Source organism: Chryseobacterium sp. 22458 (assembly GCF_052044975.1).
Taxonomy (GTDB): Bacteria; Bacteroidota; Bacteroidia; order Flavobacteriales; family Weeksellaceae; genus Chryseobacterium.
Window position 1 is genome coordinate 231,548 of the sequence record NZ_JBQEOA010000005.1, and the last position, 19,850, is coordinate 251,397.

Below are 19,850 nucleotides of genomic sequence, written 5' to 3' on the forward strand. Positions count from 1 at the left end.
TAAGAGACAGTCTTCTGTTATTTTGTGTACGTTTTATTTATGATTGTACTTCCTGAATAAACAGGTTGATTTCTGCTCTGATTAATAATTCATCATTATTGAAGGTTTCACAGAATATATGACAGATGTTTTCAAACTGGGAAATCAGTGATGCCTTTGATATGATCCTGTCATTCACCTGAGGAAGGGCGAAAACTTCAATTTTCTTGATGTTGGTAATAAAACCGATCACTTTAGTATCAGCTTCAGGGTTTTCAAAGAAACTTTGCCCAAGTATGGATGAGCAGGTTTGAGCCACGTTTTCAATTAGGCCGGCTTCAACAAATTCATTGTTATGAACAAAGATATTATCTTCTTTTATTTCAAAGGAAGTTACCACTTTTTCCTTGGTCAGCTCTAGGATGTAGTCTGCCATGAGCATCGGTTCACGATGAGGTAAAAAGTTATGTATATTGATCATGTTTTCTTCCCTGATTTCCATTTCCAGTTATTTTACGGCAGTTTTCATTTGTGATTTTGCAATCACTTTATCATTCAGTCTGGTAACAATGTCTACCAGCGTCACACCCATTACTTCATTAAGGATTGTGACCTCGGATTTCAGCTGATCACCTGTTTCCGGCAATATTTCAGCTTCAAAAGATTTGATGGCCCCGATGTATCCTGTAGGAGCATCTTTTCCCAGCAGATAGTATTTATATCCGGTATGAAGTGCCACACTCTGTGCCTGATGTTCAATTAATCCTGAAGCCTGAAAAACTCCATCCTGAACAAAAAGGTTATCTTCTTTAATTTCAAATCCTGAAATAAGATGATTTTCTGAATATTCAGACAGTTCATGTACCATTACAAAAGGTGCCCTTTGCGGAATAAGGCTTTGTACAAAATCCTGATCGGATGTTGGCAGTCTGTTTTCCATTAGCACACTGTTAATAAAGCACAAGAATAAGCGAATCTTCCACTTTCAGGTACACAAAGAAGTACTTTTTCTCCTTTTTTCAGAGTTCCTGAGTTCATTAATTCTTCCAAAGCTATAAAGATGGAGCCAGCCCCGATATTTCCAACGTCAGAAAGGTTGTAGAACCATTTTTCTGCAGGGAAGTCCATTCCTTTTTTAGCAAATTCGTCTTTCAGGCCGTCCTTAAAATAGCCTGAAGAGATATGCGCCAATACGTGGTCAATTTTTTCAGGATCCAAATTATGTTTGTCAAAAGAAGCTCTTAAACTCTCCGCTCCTTTTACTAAGATATATTTGTCCAGGATTTTGGTATCCTGTTTAATTGCGAAGATAGATTGTTTCAGCCACTCGTCTGAAGGGTAATCTGCCCATGATTTAAGGCTTCCGTCTTCCTGCTTGTCGCATCCTGCATACATACATGCCTCAATTTCGTGAGCATAGGAATAGAAATCAATAAATTCTATTTTCAGAGAGGTACTGTTTTCTCTTGGCTTGTTTTCCAATAAAAAAGAGCCAGCTCCATCAGAAAGCATCCATCTCAGGAATTCTCTTTTGAATGCAATGATGGGCCTTTCTTCCAATAGTATTAAATTTTCAGCTTCATGGTTGAATTTATCTGCGGTCATCCATGCAGACATCCTTTCAGAACCTGCACATACTGCATTTTCCTGTACTCCTGCTTTCACAGAAAGAAAACCGTAGTTCAGTGCATTCATTCCGGAGTTGCAGAGACCTGTAGCAGTATTGATTTCAATAGATTTTCCTATATTCAGTTCTCCGTGCACCATGGAAGCGTGTGATGGCTGTATCTGGTCCGGAGAAGTAGTTCCTACGGATAATAATTTCATATCTTCCTTTTTGAAATTTTCATCAAAAAGTCCTTCAATCGCTTTTGCTGTAAGCTGTGCATTGGTATGCGTAGGGTTTCCTTCTTTATCTAAAGCGTAATATCTTGTAGTAATTTTATTGTTTCTTAAAATAAGCGATTTTGCTTTAGAAGGTGCGTCATTGATAAGCCCAAGATAAGTCTCCATTTCATCATTAGATACCGGCTCATTGGGTAAATATTTTGAAGCCTTTGTTATAAATACGTCGTACATTCTATTTTAAATTAATTCCTTGTAAATATCTTTTTTGTTTTTGTCTTTTAAACCAAAATATAGGGGTTGTGAGAAGGTGTAATACTAACACGACAGGTGAGATGATCCATATCGCAGCCATCAAATATACCTTAAAGAATTTTATCAGCAATGGACGTTTCTCTTTTTTCTTGATAATCAGATTAGACCATACTGTAAAAATCTTGTTTCCTACCTTTTCTACACGTACTAAAAACGGCCGGATCTCAATGGCTCCGTTTTTTACAAGATCAGGTTGTAAACTTTCCAGACTGTTATTTTTAAAATGATTCTCAATAATCTTGCCGTACTTTACCGAACCTGCAATTTCTTCATCCGAAACTCCTGCAGCAGGAAGTAAGCCGGATTTCTCTTTCTGCCCTGTGGTCAGCCAGCGTAGAATGGTCAGTACACTGGTGTAATTGTCATGTCTGTCTACCAGTGCAATATTTCCAACAAGTTGAGCTTTTAAATCTCTTAGGTATATTTTCAATTTCTCCTGGGAAAGCATCCACATATTTCGGGTTCCGGAAATAGTAACTACAGGGGTGTCTTTAAGAATGCTTTCTGCATAGCCACTCTTAAGGAATGAAATGATCGGGATAGATGGGGTAAGGTACCACACCTGATATCCGAACAGGATGAGATCATATTTTTTATTCAGTATTTCATCTGAAGGAGGGAAAATCTCTTTCGGAATCTGAAGATAAGACTCCGGGAAGGTATTGAAAAAAACATCCCCCGGCCATGGATAAGGAAAATCTTCTTTCAGCTTAATATTATAATAGGTAACGTCATATTCCTCCTTTTGAGTTTCAAAAGGCCTGGCAATATTTCTCACGATATCTTCAAGTTGCCCGGTTTGTGAATAATATATGACAAGTATATTTTTCTTCATTAGTTTTCTTTAGCGTTTACAAAAATATGTTTTTCATATTTATTATTTAGTTTTAAATACTTTTATGGATTCAGAACTAAATTCTAATGTGTAATTTTCATTTTCAGATAAGGTGTTTTCTGTATTTACAAAAATAATGGTGTCCGGAAGTTCCTGAATTGTATTACCTGTAAAACTGTCATCCGAAACCAGAAGTACATCAATCTTCTTATTTACTTCAGACAGCTCTTTGATATACTGTATCTTTCTTCTTTTAACAAGATAATTGTGTGCAGCTATTGTCTGTTTCTCATTATTTTTAATCAGAGAAAAAATTCTCCTGCCTGCCTGATATAAAGTCAGTAAAACATCTTTCTGGCCATAATCATCTGCAATATGAAGAATATTGGCATCATTGGGAATGTGTTTGCTCAGTTCAAAATAGACTGATTTATTGGAGTAGAAGTCTTTTTTTACTTCTTTCACCACATCTGTGTCTTTATACAAAAAGCTCAGGAATAAAATTTTCTTAAAATAATTCTCATCCTCAATTTCTTCTCTCAATTTAGCAAATTCTTCTCTGAAATAAGCATTGATCCTCTTCGTTCTTTCAGAATAGTTTTTACCGAAGCTCATATCATCCTTACTGATCCTGGTCCCTACTTTTACGGTAATGCTTCCGTCATAGATAATGAAATCACCCTTCGGCAATACTTCAGAATTTCCGTGAATATAAAGTGGGAGAATGTCCAGATTAAATTGCTCGGCAAGATAAAATGCTCCTTTATGGAATCTCTTGACATCATTGGTATAAGAACGCTCTGCTTCAGGGAATACAACAAGAGAATAGCCCTGGTCAATTTTTTCTTTTAATTTCTCCATCCCGTTTTCAATTCCCTGAGAAACAGGATAAAAGCCAAGTGCCTTTACCAGTTTTCCGAAGACTGGTGATTGGTATACCCAGTCATTAACGAGATAAATGATTTTATGGGTAGCCATTGCAATGGCAAGTGTATCCAGAAAAGAAGTATGATTGGCAATAATAACAGCGGGCTTGCTGAAATCTTCAGCCGTATTTCTGATCACTCTTTTTCTGACAAAAGGATTGGAATACAATACGGATGTTAAAAACCTGGCAAGAATTAATTTTATAATATCTAAGGTTCTTCCTTTGGTGTTTTTAATAAATATGCTCCCGATGGCGGAAAATATCATCCCACCCAGTCCGTAATACAGGAATGAGAATACAGAGCTTAACAAAAGTCTCAATGTAATCGGGGAAAGTCCTTTCTTTGCCCGGTTGGTAATGAAAAATCTGAACCAGAACGGGTAGAGGGTAGAAGTAATGACGATTACGGAGAACATCCCGATCAATGCTACCAAAGCCAGGGAGTGTAAAGCGGGATGCTTGGCAAAAATCAGTGATCCGATGGAAAGGATGGTGGTAAAAACGGCAAGAATGATTGAAATTCTGTAAGTTGGCAGCTCATTCTTTCCCGTTGTATGCTCTTTCTGCATTGCCTGAGTCAGGAAAATACTGAAATCATCTCCCACACCAAAAACCAAGGTACATACTACCGTACTGAAGATATTGAGCTCCAGCCCCAGGAAATAAAGAATTCCCGCAGTCACCACGCCCGTCAGAACAATAGGGAACATGGTCAGTATTGTCAGTTCAAAATTTCTGAAGAAGACAATAATCGTTAAAATGATGGCTAAAAGAGAATAATTGATCAGTGTATTGAAATCTCTTTTCAGCAGGCCAAGAAAGTTCTCGTTCATCTGCTGGCGGTCAATAGCCAGAGCATCATGTTTCTTCTCAATATCTTTGATGAAGGCATCTCTTTTGGTTTCATCTACCTTTACCACATTAGAAACGGTATAGAATCCATTTTCGTTGCTCATAAACTCAGAGATCTGAAGGGCTTTTACCTTTTCATAATCTTTCAGACTTAAAGGAGTGTAATTTTTATTTAAAACTTCGCTGAAATTATCAAAAGCTGAACTGTTGAAACCCAATTTATTTCCATTGCCAACCAGCTCGGAAATGGTCTCATTCTTTTTACTGTCGTTCCAGAAGTCTTTCCATGCCTCAATTTTCTTTTGCTGATCCTTTTCAGAAAGTACAACGCTTCCGATGGAATTATAACTTAAGATTTTACCTTCCTTTTTCTCCTTTTCAAGAAAGTTGCTCAGCTCAGAATTACGGGCTAATGCTTCTTCTTCCGAATTTCCGTAAGAAATCGTATAAATAGACTTTGAGGTGATGTCCGAAAGCTTCTGAAGTTTCGCTTCACTGATCTTTAATTCTTTCGGAATATAGTTCAGATCACCAATGTCTTCATTGAATCCCACATGTCTGAAGCCAAAAAGACAAGCAAGAATAATAACAGAGCAGCCGATAATCAGCGGTTTGTTTTTTTCATACGGATATGATCCGATTTTATCGATAAAGTTGGTATTGAGATTTTCTCCTTTTTCTTTAGGTTTATACAATTGAGGAACAATAATCAGGGCAGTAAAGGAAGATAGAATTACTGTGATGGCTGCAAAAAGTCCCAGATCTTTCAACGCTTCAGAGCGTACAAATACAAGGCAAAGAAAAGAAACTGCAGTGGTTGCACTACTCAGGATAATAGGCTGGGTAATTTCTTTGTAAAGCTCTTCAATATTGTTATTGTGCTTATAGTGCGTCAGGATATGCAGGGCGTAATCTATCGTAATCCCGATCAGAATAGCGCCCACACTTAATGAGATGGCCGAAATTTTATCCTTAATGAAATATAATACCAGCAAGGCAAGCAATACGGAAAATACCGTCGGTAAGAAAACAATGATCGGGGTAAAAAAGTTCCTGAAATAATAGATCAGAAGTACCAGAAGCACTGTCATGGAGATGACAACCGTATTCTGGATATCTTTTTTGATTTGCTGGGCATTGGCTACTGCAATCACCGGAGAACCAAAATAGCTGATTTCCGTTTTTCCTTTAAACTGTTTATTGAGGCTGTCTTTTATGATGTTGAGCTGATCTACAAAAAATTCATTAGCCTTTGTGTCATTGCTTTTGTTTTTCGGATCAATGAAAAGCAGAAGATTTTTTCCGTCTTTGGTTACAATATAGCTGTCTTCCAGTTTAAAATCCTTACTGATATTTAATGCGTTTAACTTCTTGATGCCCAGGAAAGTAAGTCCCAAAGGATCCTTTTTGATGAATTCCTTGGTAACAAGGCTTGTAGGAGATGCCAGTGAGATGTAGTTGTTTTCCACCTGCCGGGCAATGCTGTCTTTACTGATTTTCCGGTCTATCTCTTTGTAATCTTCGGCATTCAGAAAAAGAGGTAAATTCTGATTGACAAAATCAAATGTTTCTGAGATTTCATTATCATTTACCTTTCCCTGAACGGAGCTTATATATTTTTGTAAAGGTTCTGTTTTCTGTAAAAAAGTATCTGCTGTTTCAGAGAGCTGGAAGCTGTCTTCATTAGATTTATTTTCTATAATGACAATGATCTTATCTGAAAAATTGAGCTGCTTAAGAACCTTCGCTGTAAGATCTGATTTTTCATTTTTAGGGATGATCTGATTGATATCTTCCTCAAAATTGATTTTTGAAGCAAAGAATAAACATAATGTGGCAATTCCCAGTGCTGTAAATACAGAGAGAACTTTATTTTTGGAAATCAGATAATATAAAAATATAAAAAAGCGATGCATTGCATTTGGATCAAGTCTGCAAATTTAAATTTTTAAGAATTAGTGCAAAATACTTAGACCATAAGTTTTGGCTGAAAATCAATAAAATATTCTAGGAAGAATGAAAAAAAATTCTACTTTTGCAAAAGTTCCCCTTTAGTATAATGTATTTTAAATCACAATTATTATTAAGAAAATAAGAATCTGTTTTAGATATGTTGAAAAGAAATGATGAAAAAATAAACGGATTTCTATTTGTAATAGTGCTTCCGTTTCTCCTGTTTGCCATGTCCTATTACGGGTTCGAATCCTCCTATACAAGATTAAAAACCTCAGAGAGAACACCGGACTTCTTATTTTCATCCGTATATGCTTACAGGGTGATTCCCAATTATCTCAGTGTGCAGATGACGGATCTGATGTATTATCTGATCAATGGTCCATTGGCCTTTTTTAAAGATTTTTTATCCAAGAACGGAACTCCCTTTTATCATGGGCTATTTCTGATGAATAGTGTGTTCTTTATTTTATGTTCATGGGTTTTAAACTCTATATTCAAGCTTAAAGCAGCAGGGTTTCTTTTGAACCTGAATGCAAGAAGAATCATCCATCTTTTGTCGGTATTCTTTATTGTTATTACGCAGTATGCTCCTACCAACTGTGATACTATTGCTCTTTTCTGCTATCTGACAGGAGTGCTGTTCACACTGAAGTACCTGCATACTCACAAGAATATTTTCTTTTATCTTCTGATTGTGCTCATAGGGATTTCTACATTCGTAAGGGAAACGGCATGTATTAATATTGCTTTTTTCGCAGCGGTATTCTTCAGCATTGATGACCTGAAAAAGGGAAACTATCAAATCATCTGGAAAATCACTCCTCTTGTTATTGCCTTTCTTGTTCCGTATCTGGGACTGAGGGCGATGTTGGTGCAGGAAGAAACTACTTTTGTAGAAGGTTTTTATATCAACAGAAACTTTTCAAGCCCTTTTAATCTTGCAGGGTTGCTTTTTGCAGCAGTTGTTTTATATTTTATATACAGGCTCTGTACAGATGAAGAAAACAGAATCGTTTTCAGAAAATATCTTTTTTTTTCCGTTCCGTATCTTCTTATGATTACCTTAGTGGGGCTTTTTTGGGAAGTAAGGCTTTTTTTGCCTTTGATTCTGACCGGAATCATAACAGCGTGTCATCAGTTTAAAAAAACATCAGAGATTAAATCATGAGTTTATTACACCCATATTATCTAGTTGCGATTGTCTATATGCTGTTCTTCAGTATTCAGGAAGTTTTTGGCAAAAAAGTAGATAAAAAATGGTTCTGGTTCCTGGCAGTTTATTTTATTATTATTGTCGGGCTCCGGGATGATGTTGGTCCGGATTATGGAAGTTATAAGGGAATTTACATCTATTCCGATACCAAAAGCTATTACAGTATTTTCATGAAGATGCTCCATATGGATGGTTCGGAGACGCTGGATGTGGAATGGCTTTATACGCTGATCAATAAGGTTCTGCTGAATATTTTTGATGCGCCGTTCTATATGCTGACCTTCGTTATTGCTATTTTTGCCATGATATTCAAGGTTGAATATACGGAAGATAATACTTTTTATCCCTTTACCTTTACCCTGTTTATGTTTATTCCCAATTTCTTTATCGGGGAAAGTGGTCAGATCAGGCAAAACCTTGGAACGTTCATTGTTTATTTTGCCATACGGTATATCAAGGAAAGAAAGCTCTGGCATTATTTATTCTTTATATTTATAGGTTCCGGTATCCATAGTGTTTGTTATCTGTTCCTGCCTATGTACTGGCTGGCCCGTGTTCCGTTGAATAAGACGATCATGCTTATTATGATCATTGGCTCAGTTTTCTTGTCTCCGTTTGAGGTCTATAAATCTTTTGGAGGATTTTTAGATGGTATGGCATCGGATATTGAGCTGATTGAAGGGTTTAACGGATATATGAATGAAAGTATACAGCGTTTGAATGGTGGCATCGGAATTCCTGAGGTAATGATGGCTATCCTTACCTTTTTTCTCTTTGCCTTTGACAATAAAATGATAGAGAAATATCCCTATTACGAGTACCATAGAAACTATGCCGTGATTGGGATTTGCTTATATTTTATCTTTAGAAATAACCCTATCTTTTCATCACGACTTGCCGGTGCATTCATCGGATTCTCGTATATCATCATACCGAATGCCATGTATGTTGTTTCAGCAAAAACGAAAAGTCTGATCTATACATTTATCATTTCACTGGTCGTCTTCAATTTTGTTGTCTTCTCGATCTTCAATAATATTAAAGCTGGACGATTCTCTATAGAAGGATACAAGAATCATATACTTCCATAATATTTTTTCAAAAGATTTTATACATAATAAGGCAGCTGATAAGCTGTCTTTTTTCTTTTGTACAGGTGTTTTTGCATTGTGAAGATTATTGGTTTTTATTTTTAGTTATTATTATCATAATTCAAATATGTTATTTTTATTTAAAAATAAATCTATTTTTATTGATGTAGGCTTAAAAATTGTATTTTGCTAAAGACACACAAATCCATAAATATGAAAAGGTTAGCTGAAAAATTAGCGGCATTCATTTGCCTGATCGTAATGGCAGTTGGTTTTAAAGGAAATATAGTTTCAAAACGGAATTTTCTTTCGGACAAGACTTTCGATGGTGTATCAACCATAAAAAAAGCAGATTCACTTGTAGTACCGGGAAATAAGTATAGAACTGGATTACTGGTTCCGGATTGGAAAAAGGCTCCCAACAGTTATATTTTCGATATTGCGCAGAACAGTGAAGGACTGTTGATTCCTGTAAGAAAAGCATATGCAATGTGGGAAGGAGGAGGCTACATTAATGGTAATGGGATTCCTGCGGGGCCTGTGACGGCAGATGTATTATGGGAAGATGCTCATGGGCTGATAAAGTCGGGAACAAACTATGCTTTAGAGATTGTAGATTCCGGACAGAGTGCAAAAATAAAAGTGCCCATCAATAAAGCAAAAAAAGGAAATGCTGTAATAGCCCTAAAAGTAAACGGTGAGATTTACTGGAGTTGGCATATCTGGGTGACAGACGACCCTACGAATGGCTCCACTTACAAAAGCTTTAACAATATTAAAAGAATGAAAGCTGATGGAACGGTTGAGCCCATCCCGGATTCTGACTGGAAATGGATGGACAGGAATTTGGGGGCATTGACGAGTTCTATGACTTCATCAGACTGGAACAGAAATATCGGACTTCTTTATCAGTGGGGAAGAAAAGATCCTATTCCGCCATTAGTGACAAGAGGAAATGACTTCTATGAGGTTTCCGGATCTGTGGGGCGTATCAGGCATCGTGGAGCAAAGAATATGACCGGTGCAATAAGTATTGATGATCTCAGGAAGTTTGTTTTACTTTCCAGTGCTGAGGTCAGCAGCAATATAAGACTTGCAGTGAAAAAACCTTTGAGCCTTATTTATGTGAATAAAGATGATAATACGGGTCAGGCCTATTACAATAACAACGTTAATCTCCCTGTCAATTGGTTTGGCAGATCCACAAGTCTGCCGAATAACAGGCTTCCTGAACTTAATCTCTGGTCTGATAATGCACAGGGCAAAATTGAAACTGTTTATAATACGGACGACAAGGCCAAACCTTACCGGGATAAATCTCCTTATGACCCCTGTCCGAACGGCTGGCGCATCCCTTCTGTATTGGTAGCTAATCTGGCATCTCCTTCCTATATTGACGATATCCGGATAGATTTTTCACCTTTCGGGGTTAAAACAAATACGGCTAAAAATATTTTTGAAACCAATAAATATCATATTGTAAAACCTACTGATGCCGGAGTTCCCGGCTTTATGACAGGGTTTAAAGTGTATCCCAATATTGGATTCGATCTGTCTGCTGCCGGTGGGAATAATATGGGGATTTTTCCGGGAACAGGACAGCTGATCAGAGGAGCACACTTAGGGCAGTATAGTGATCAGCATCATATTGCATTGTGGACAGCAACAATGACCCGGCATTTTGATGCCTCACCGGCAGTAAGCGTGAGAGGGCTGTCAATGATCCCTGATAAAACACAGCCTGATGTTCCGGATTCCAATTATCCTGATATCAAAGGAAGATATTACTATTTTCCTCTTTCCGGAATGTATACTTCAGATGCCAACGGATGCAGATGTATCAAAGATCCGTTGTATGTTGTGAATGATTATGATTTCCCTACAGAATATTTACCTCCGGCGGCGGAATACAGAGAAGGTCTGAATAACCCCAATACTTATCAGATCGTAAAAAGCGGATCATCTTCCGTTATAGAAATACCTGTGAGTAAAGCATTTTCGGCTCAAAGCCAGTTGCTTGATAATACGGATGTTTTAAACCCTTCAAATTTTAATAATTTAAAAGCAAATATACTATGGACTACGAATACAGGCCTTATCAGTAAGGTTTCAATGGTCAATGCGTCCCCATCTTCACTCCAGGATTTGACAAATTCCAGAATCTCCGTGGAAATAGCTCCCAACCAAAGTGGAAATGCCGTCGTGACTCTACATAACGGCAGTATCTCTGCTCCTGTATACTGGAGCTGGCATATCTGGGTGACGGATACTCCTATAACCGGCTATACTTATACAACAGAGGCTCCGGTAGCCACAGCAGTGAACTATATAAACTATGTAAACAAAGCAGATGTTGTATTGCAGACCACGTTTATGGATCGTGATATGGGCGCTGTAAATGTTTTTCCCAATGTGGTAAATCCTCTTTCTCCTACATCGGAAGAATTGACAAGGATACGGGCTTCTGCAGGAATGCATTACCAATGGGGCAGGAAAGATCCGCTTCCTGTATTTCAGAATATTGATAATAAAAGTTTCTTTAATTTGTTTTTAGGGACAGTAGTGGCTAACGGAGCGGTTTCTTATACCACACTTACTCCTGATGCTTACAATAATTTGTCAGGAACTTATATCGTTCCTTATAATACTTATGCTACATCATCCGGAGTACAGACTGCAGATAAACCGGCAGACAAAATTTCTAAAATATTGTCTTATTCCGCTAAAAATCCTTTAGTCTATATGATCCCGAGTACTTTTGCTCCTTTTAACAGTGCGGTGCCTAATTATACAAACGGGACAGACTGGCTAGGGACAGAGCCCAACCTTGAATTAGACAGATGGGGAAGAGGAGGTGAGAAATCTCCGTTTGATCCTTGTCCGGAAGGGTGGAGAATTCCGGATGTGATGGATGTGGCATTGGTTTCAGGTTCAGATTTCGGTCAGACCCCTTGGTATAAAAAAGATAAAAATATAGCAACCTCTTACAGCATAACAGCAGATTATTCAGGAACCAGAGTCAGGCATCCGTCCAATACATCTACTATGGGATATATATTTAACAGCCCGGTGTATCCTGTAGGCAATTATCCGGATTCCGGCTCAAGGGGATTTAGAAGCGTAATTGCTAATCAGTCTCCACAAGGAAACTTTAATAGTATTAATTTTCAATATTTCGGGGTTTGGACCGGAGCTTTGACTTCAAATTATCTGGGAAGACCTGTAAATATACTTTTCGATGCAGCCTCCGCAACAAACAGGTTTATGGCCTATCATGATAATAATGATCCGTACTTCGGAATGGGATGCCGGTGCGTGAAAATAAAGTATGATGCCAATGGAAACGAAGAAGGACCTGTCTCAAGAAATGGTATTGTGCCTGTCAATCAGACATTAGATACGGCAAGTGCCGAAGCAAAAACTGCACAGGATGAAATTTCTTTTTATCCTAACCCGGTATTGGGTATTCTTCACATAAAAGCTTCGCAGAACAAAGATTATTATTATCAGATCTATAATGCATTAGGCCAGCTTGTGAAATCAGGAAAGTTTGTTAATAATCAGACAGATGTATCATCATTAAGTGAAGGTGTTTATTTGATCAGGATAAATAATTCTGAAGCAGTTGAGAAAATTATAAAACGCTAGAGTATTAAAAGTAATAAAAACAGTGAATTAGTATGTCTGTTCCATTGTTTTGTAATGAAGCATATTTTTGCATCTATGACGACTGATGAAAAATTCTATATCATTAATATCTGTACGTTAATAACCGGCTAAACCATACAGTACAAAGGACTTGATTCCTTTATACAGGGTTGCGGGAACGGTTGGCGAACAGCTTTAATTGTTAAATTAAAACCTTTTTACAAAAAGTATATAATAAAAAAGCTTTACTTTTGCAAAAATTTTTAGTTAGAATGTCGAAAAATTTAGTAATCGTAGAGTCCCCGGCAAAAGCAAAAACTATTCAGAAATATTTAGGAAAGGATTTTGAAGTGAAATCCAGTTTCGGGCATATCCGGGACCTTCCTAAAAAAGGAATGGGTATAGACCTTGCCACATTCAGTCCTGATTACGAAGTTTCAGCAGACAAAAAGAAACTGGTAACCGAATTAAAGGCTGCCGTAAAGAAAGCAGATATGGTATGGCTCGCATCCGATGAGGACCGTGAGGGAGAAGCTATTGCATGGCACCTGGCAGATGAATTGAAACTGAAGCCGGAAAACAGAAAAAGAATTGTTTTTCATGAGATTACCAAAAACGCCATTCTAAAAGCCATTGAAAATCCAAGAGATATTGATCAGAACTTAGTGAATGCCCAGCAGGCAAGAAGAGTGCTGGACAGAATCGTGGGTTTTGAAATGTCTCCCGTTTTATGGAAAAAAGTAAAACCGGGACTTTCTGCAGGAAGAGTGCAGTCTGTAGCTGTAAGATTAATTGTTGAAAGAGAAAAAGAAATCCGTGAGTTTACTCCTAAAGCGAGCTTTAAACTTGACGGGATCTTCTTAAATAATACAGAGCAGGAAATTGCTGCCAAACTAAAAAGAGATTTCGAAAAAGAAGAGCAGGCTGAAAAATTTCTTGAGCAGGCCAAAACTACGGAATTCAAAGTTCTGAATGTTGAAACAAAGCCTGGTACACGTTCGGCATCAGCCCCTTTTACCACTTCTACATTACAGCAGGAAGCTTCTTCAAGATTAGGGTATAATGTGACCAGTACCATGCGTCTGGCACAGAGACTTTATGAAGAAGGGTTTATTACTTATATGAGAACAGACTCGGTAAACCTTTCCCAGGAAGCCATTGAAGGAGCTAAAAAACAAATTATTTCAGAATACGGAGCCGAATATTCTTCTCCAAGAAATTATACCACAAAATCTGCATCTGCACAGGAAGCCCACGAAGCCATCCGTCCTACGGATTTTGCTGTGAAAAGTATAGGCGATGCACAGTTGAATAAGCTGTATCAGCTGATCTACAGAAGAACCCTTGCTTCCCAGATGGCGAATGCCAAAATTGAGAAAACAGTCATTGAGATTGGAAATGTATCACTGCCTCATCATTTTGAAGCCCAGGGTGAAGTCATCATTTTTGATGGTTTCCTGAAAGCTTACGGTATCGTAAAAACAGAAGATGATGATGAAGAAAACAACGAAAAATTATTGCCAAAAGTAAAAGTTGGTGAGATTTTAAATTATAAAACCATTACTGCTACTGAGAAATTCACAAGACCAAGTGCAAGATATACAGAAGCGGGACTGGTAAGAAAACTTGAAGAATTAGGGATTGGTAGACCATCTACTTATGCTCCTACCATTCAGACCATTCAGAACAGGGAATATGTGGACAAACGTGAAATTGAACCGCAGACCCGTGAGGTGATCAAAATGTCTTTGGCAAAAGATAAGATCAAAAAAGTGGTGCTTGACGAGAAATTCGGAGGTGATAAAAATAAATTCGTTCCTACAGACATTGGTGAAGTAGTTAATGATTTCTTAACCGATAACTTCAGAGAAATTCTGGATTATGGCTTCACAGCAAGAGTTGAAGAAGGGTTTGACGAAATTGCCAACGGTGACCAGAAATGGAAAGAAATGATGACGGATTTCTACTCGAAATTCCACCCGAGAATTGAAGATGTAGAAGAAAACGCAGACCGTGCGACAGGGGACAGACTGTTGGGAGTTGACCCGAAGACCGGAAAAAATGTTCATGCAAGAATCGGAAGATTCGGTGCAATGATTCAGATTGGGGAAACTGATGATGAAGAAAAACCGCTTTTTGCTTCTTTAATGGCCGGTCAGAATATTGCCACCATCACTTTTGAAGAAGCCCTGGAACTTTTCAAATTACCTTTTGAGCTAAGTGAAGTGGATGGGCAGCCGGTGTCTGTTGGTGTCGGTAGATTCGGACCTTATGTGAAATGGGGAGATACTTATATCAGCATTCCGAAAGGGGAAGATCCGCTTTCCGTAGATCAGAAACGTGCAGAGGAAATCATCAGTGAAAAGAAAATAGCAGATGCACCTATCGCAACGTATAAAGGAGAGCCGGTAACAAAAGGAACAGGAAGATTCGGACCGTTTATCAAATACAGGGATATTTTTGTGAATGTTCCGAAAAAATACAACTTTGACAATCTTTCTCAAAGCGATATCAACGAGCTGATTGATGCTAAACTGGAAAAAGAAGCCAACCGATACATCCAGCAGTGGGAAAAAGAAAAGATTTCCATTGAAAACGGCAGATGGGGGCCTTTCATCAAGTTCGGAAAAGCAATGTTCAAAATTCCGAAGAAAAAAGATGAAACGAAATATGATGCAGAAGAGCTGAAAGAAGTTTCTCTGGATGAGGTGAAAAAATGGATCACCGATCAGGATAAAAATGCTTTTGCAGAAAAGAAAAAGCCTGCCGCCAAAAAGACAGCCACTGCAAAGAAAACCACTACAGCAAAGAAACCAGCTGCAAAAAAGAAGTAATCTTAAAACAATAATACAAAGCCGTTAACAGATAGTTGTTAACGGCTTTTTTATGAATAAAACCAGTGATAGACTCTTCAGTTGTGGTGTTTTTTTGTATGTTTGTTACATCAAGCAATTATCAATTATTACATTTCAAATTAAAATATGGATTTCGAAGACTTTATCATTTCACCAAGAAATTTCAAAACAGAAAGCTGGCAGATAGGAAGTCGGATTACAAAAGATATCAGGGAAGACAGTATTGTGCTGTTATTTGTTTCGGATTACAGAGGAGCGGGCGGAGATGCTGAGGTACAGGATTTCACGGCAGTAAGAAAGGAATTTTATAAACTTTCGCAGATGGATTTTGAAATTCCTGTTGTAGATCTTGGGGATCTGGTGTCGGGAAAATCTGTTCAGGATACCCATTATATCTTACAGGAAGTACTTTCGGCATGCCACTATAAAAGAGCAATTCCTGTGATTATCGGGGGTTCCAATGATTTTGCTTTTTCATTATTTTCTGCGCTGAATTTTCATAAGAAAAGTATCAATTATACCCAGATCAGCAATATTATTTCTCTTCAACAGGGAGAGACGATCAATGAATATACCTTTTTAAGCAAAATTTTCGGGGCCAAGAACTTTTCCATTAAAAATTATCATCATCTGGGCTACCAGAAACATTTGAATGAGATGGATTCCGTAAGACTCATCAAAGAAGTAGAGTTTGATATTATCCGCCTTGCCGAAATGATGAATTCCACAGAAAAAACAGAGCCTTTCTTCAGAAAAGCAGATATGGTAACGTTAAATTGTGATGCTGTTGAGAGCTTCAGCGAACCTTTTTCCATGAATCCGCAGGTCAATGGTTTGAACAGAAGAGAAATCTGTGCTTATATGAAAGAGATCGGACTCAGCGAAAACCTGAAATCCGTAGGTATCTTTAATTATAATATCTATTCGGAAAATCAGCTGAATCATCAGCTTTTAGCACAGATGCTCTGGTATCTTATCGAAGGAATCAATATCCAGCATACTCATCCGAAAGAAAGACATTACGAATTGTTTTATGTCCTGATTGATGACAGGCAATATGCATTCAAGCGTGATACTTTCAGTAATTTATGGTATTTTGGTGATGACGAAAATATAGAGAACTGTATTCCCTGTTCCAGAAAAGATTTTGATGAAGCTAAAAAAGGCTGGCTGAATGCACGATTGACGAAAATTTAATGTATGACACAAATTCCCTCAAAAGTTTCTATCATTGTTCCCGTTTATAATGTCGAAAATTATCTGACAAAATGCCTTGGCTCTCTCGTTGGCCAGAGTCTGCAGAATATTGAAATCATTGTGGTGAATGATGGGAGTAAAGATAGATCTGAAGAAATTATTCAACAATACGCTCGGGATTATCCGGAGAAAATAAAAGCCTTCAATAAAGAGAACGGAGGTTTAAGTGATGCCCGCAATTTTGGAATTGATAAAGCAACAGGAGATTATATAGGTTTTGTGGATAGTGACGACTATGTGACGGAAATGATGTTTGAAGAAATGCTTCTTCTGGCCGAAAAACATCAGGCTAAAATGGTCATCTGCAACATCCGGAAAGTGGATGAAAACGGAAAGATTACCCAAAAACTTACCCAGCTTCCCAACATGCCGGAGAAAATTATCCTCGAAAATAATTTTTCTGTTTTTGCCGATATCAGTTATTTTGCCTGTAATAAACTTTTTAAAAAAGAACTTTTTGCTCAGAGAAGATTTAAGAAAGGCGTTCATTTTGAAGATATACAGCTCATTCCTCAGCTTTTGCTTGAGTGTGATGCGATTGCGCAGACCCAGAACTATCATTATCAGTATCTCGAGCGGTCAGATTCCATTACCAGAACTCATACAGAGAAAGGGCTTGATATGCTTAAGGCGGTTATGGATGTAGAGCAGGCATTTGACGGATCGAAATATTCTCACAAAAAAGAAGAACTGAAAAATTTTCAGATATTTGAAGGAGTCTATTCTTTCCTGGCGTATCTGGCCTTTGTGAAAAAAGAAGAAGTATTTTACAAAATGTCAGATCAGCTGTCTGCTTTTATGAGAGAAAGACAAATAAAAATTCAAGATATATTGAACTATAGTCGTTTTGGTAAAAATTATCTTTTATCTTTGCCATTGAAAAAAAAGATTTTTTATCTGTTATTTTTTGCCGGACAGAAAAAACTGATAAGAAAGTTAATATAAACACAAATGTAAGTACTATTGTTTCGATCAATAGAAAATGATGCAGAGCTGATTTATAAGACTGTATGTAATTTTCATAGGAGATACAAGTGCTGGATAAGAAAAGAATGAAAAATTTTGAATTGTTCTTAAGCGGGTCGGGAATACCTATTTTCTATGTGAAGGTAGGATTAAGTTTCGTATTCTCCTTTTTAATTACTTTTTTCTCTATTCCTACTATCGTAAAGATTTCCAGAAGAAAAAATCTTATGGATGAGCCAGGAATAAGAAGTTCTCACCTTAGGAAAATTCCCAATCTGGGAGGTATTGCCATCTTTTATTCCATCGGGATCTGTGCATCTATCTTTGCTTACGAATTGTTTGATCTCTACAAATTCCTGTTTGCTTCGTTTATTATTCTGCTGTATATAGGAGTAATGGACGATATTGTTGTAATGAGGGCTTATAAGAAGCTGGTTGCACAAATTGTGGTCTCTTCACTGGTGGTGATTGGTTCAGATATCAGGATCAGAAGCTTATTCGGAATCTTCGGAGTGTATGAGCTGGGGTATTTTGTAAGTGTTCTTTTCAGTATTATTACCTTTATTATCCTGATCAATGCTTTCAATCTTATTGACGGTATAGATGGTCTGGCCGGAGGATATTCTGTGATCTGCAGTGCCTTGTTCGGAATAAGTTATTATAGATTGGGTGAGTATAATTATCCTTTGGTAGTTCTGTCTGTGATCATCATAGGAACTGTACTGGCATTTTTATATTATAATCTTTCAAACTACAGAACCAATAAAATATTTATGGGAGATACAGGCTCTATGCTTTTGGGGTTCTTACTGGCCTTTACTTCTATTTGTTTTATTGATATTTTTATTGATAAAAAACTGGCTGATGTGCCGAGATATCATCTGCAGTCTGCACCTGTAGTAGCCGTTGCCATTCTTATTCTTCCGATTGTAGATACCCTGAACGTGATTATGGTGAGACTTTATAATAAAAAATCACCATTTGATGCTGATAAAAACCATATTCACCATAAACTTCTGAAATTAGACCTTACCCACAGGCGATCTACATTTTACATCATCCTCTATTATCTGATGATTGTAGCTGTTGCTTATTATTTCAGGCACATTAATGTAAACCTGCTTCTTTTAATCGTTCTGGCACTGGGTTTTTTCGGGGCCTACCTTCCGGATTTGCTATATCGGTTAAGAAATAACAAAAATTAACAATTAAATATTACTTTTGTAAACAATATTCAAATATGATGAAGAACTTTAAGTATTTATTTTTAATATTACCTTTTTTAGTGACCTCATGTATCACAACAAAAGATGTGAGGTATCTGCAGCCAAGCGAAAGTCTTGTCATCAACGAAGAAGGTCTTGTTCCCTACAATATTCCTGTGTACAGGATTACAAAAAATGATATTCTCAACCTGAATATTGTGACAACTCCAAAAGGAGATGCTGCACAGTTCTACTCTGCTTACAACACATCCGGAGGAGTAAATGCAGGAGCTGGAACCAGTACTGCTTTATCAGGAGGAGGAACCGGAGGAGGTGGTGGAATCCGGGGTGGAAATATGAACTTCTACTTTAACGGCCTAAAAGTTGACTCCAACGGTGATATCAATGTTTTTGGAATAGGATATGTAAAAGCAGAAGGAAGAACACTTGATGATATTACAAAAGAAATTCAGCAAAAAGTAAACGAAAACTTCCAGGAAGGGAAATCCGAAGTTAGGCTGAATACAGACGGAATTACATATTATATTCTCGGAGATGTTGAAACAACAGGACTTTCCGGAGAAAAAGTAGCCCATAAAAATACCCTTACCATTACTGAAGCTTTAGCAATCAATGGGGGGCTGAACAGGACAATTGATAAAAAAGAAGTGGTGATCCACAGAAAACTTCCGGAAGGAATTAAAATTGCCAAAATAGATCTTACCCGTGAGGATATTATGAATTCGCCTTATTATTATGTACAGAATGGAGATGAAATCTATCTGAATACAAGAGCAAAAAGCTTGAACGGATTTGGAAAAGACCCAATTCAGACTTTAACTACAGGTGTTTCGGTAATTACTACTGCGTTGTCGATTTATTTACTTCTAAAAAATCTTTAATCC

Annotated in this window: 13 protein-coding genes; 8 read left to right on the forward strand and 5 right to left on the reverse strand. The window is 37.4% G+C overall.

Translation table 11 applies throughout. From position 1 onward, the window contains the following. Positions 1-37: 37 nt before the first annotated feature. The 5 genes from ACTJJF_RS18505 to ACTJJF_RS18525 are packed head-to-tail and all read right to left on the reverse strand — an operon-like array spanning position 38 to position 6,670. The gene (locus ACTJJF_RS18505) at positions 38-481 is read right to left on the reverse strand and encodes an ABC transporter permease (RefSeq protein ID WP_312298730.1); all 444 of its coding nucleotides are present in this window, start codon (positions 479-481) and stop codon (positions 38-40) included. 6 nt (positions 482-487) lie between these two features. Further along, on the reverse strand, positions 488-919 hold the full coding sequence (locus ACTJJF_RS18510) for a hypothetical protein (RefSeq protein ID WP_312298729.1): 432 nt from the start codon (positions 917-919) through the stop codon (positions 488-490). Then, positions 919-2,058, reverse strand: coding sequence for a beta-ketoacyl-ACP synthase III (locus tag ACTJJF_RS18515; RefSeq protein ID WP_276159583.1), 1,140 nt, complete (start codon positions 2,056-2,058; stop codon positions 919-921). Before ACTJJF_RS18515 ends, ACTJJF_RS18510 begins: the two co-directional genes overlap by 1 nt. A 1-nt stretch (position 2,059) precedes the next feature. Further along, positions 2,060-2,974 carry a dialkylrecorsinol condensing enzyme DarA gene (locus ACTJJF_RS18520; RefSeq protein ID WP_440700607.1) on the reverse strand — a complete coding sequence of 305 codons (915 nt, stop codon included), beginning with the start codon at positions 2,972-2,974 and terminating at the stop codon, positions 2,060-2,062. A gap of 42 nt (positions 2,975-3,016) precedes the next feature. Then, positions 3,017-6,670: an MMPL family transporter gene (locus tag ACTJJF_RS18525; RefSeq protein ID WP_440700608.1), complete on the reverse strand. Its 3,654-nt coding sequence runs from the start codon at positions 6,668-6,670 to the stop codon at positions 3,017-3,019. Between the two features lie 194 nt (positions 6,671-6,864). Between ACTJJF_RS18525 and ACTJJF_RS18530 the strand changes: the two genes are divergently transcribed. From ACTJJF_RS18530 to ACTJJF_RS18565, 8 genes are all read left to right on the forward strand, one after another. Next, positions 6,865-7,878: a hypothetical protein gene (locus ACTJJF_RS18530; RefSeq protein ID WP_440700609.1), complete on the forward strand. Its 1,014-nt coding sequence runs from the start codon at positions 6,865-6,867 to the stop codon at positions 7,876-7,878. After that, positions 7,875-9,014 carry an EpsG family protein gene (locus ACTJJF_RS18535; RefSeq protein WP_312298723.1) on the forward strand — a complete coding sequence of 380 codons (1,140 nt, stop codon included), beginning with the start codon at positions 7,875-7,877 and terminating at the stop codon, positions 9,012-9,014. The genes ACTJJF_RS18530 and ACTJJF_RS18535 overlap by 4 nt, the downstream gene beginning before the upstream one ends. A gap of 213 nt (positions 9,015-9,227) precedes the next feature. Beyond that, a complete protein-coding gene (locus ACTJJF_RS18540) occupies positions 9,228-12,662 on the forward strand; it encodes a T9SS type A sorting domain-containing protein (protein ID WP_440700610.1) in 3,435 nt (1,144 codons plus the stop codon). Between the two features lie 272 nt (positions 12,663-12,934). Continuing rightward, complete coding sequence (topA, locus tag ACTJJF_RS18545; protein ID WP_440700611.1) at positions 12,935-15,496, forward strand: type I DNA topoisomerase; 2,562 nt, start codon at positions 12,935-12,937, stop codon at positions 15,494-15,496. Between the two features lie 147 nt (positions 15,497-15,643). Beyond that, complete coding sequence (locus tag ACTJJF_RS18550) at positions 15,644-16,714, forward strand: formimidoylglutamase (protein ID WP_312298718.1); 1,071 nt, start codon at positions 15,644-15,646, stop codon at positions 16,712-16,714. Positions 16,715-16,717: 3 nt separating this feature from the next. Then, positions 16,718-17,719: a glycosyltransferase family 2 protein gene (locus tag ACTJJF_RS18555; protein WP_440700612.1), complete on the forward strand. Its 1,002-nt coding sequence runs from the start codon at positions 16,718-16,720 to the stop codon at positions 17,717-17,719. Positions 17,720-17,826: 107 nt separating this feature from the next. Then, positions 17,827-18,945: a glycosyltransferase family 4 protein gene (locus ACTJJF_RS18560; protein WP_440700613.1), complete on the forward strand. Its 1,119-nt coding sequence runs from the start codon at positions 17,827-17,829 to the stop codon at positions 18,943-18,945. 38 nt (positions 18,946-18,983) lie between these two features. After that, complete coding sequence (locus ACTJJF_RS18565; protein WP_409514638.1) at positions 18,984-19,847, forward strand: polysaccharide biosynthesis/export family protein; 864 nt, start codon at positions 18,984-18,986, stop codon at positions 19,845-19,847. The last annotated feature ends 3 nt before the right edge of the window (positions 19,848-19,850 follow it).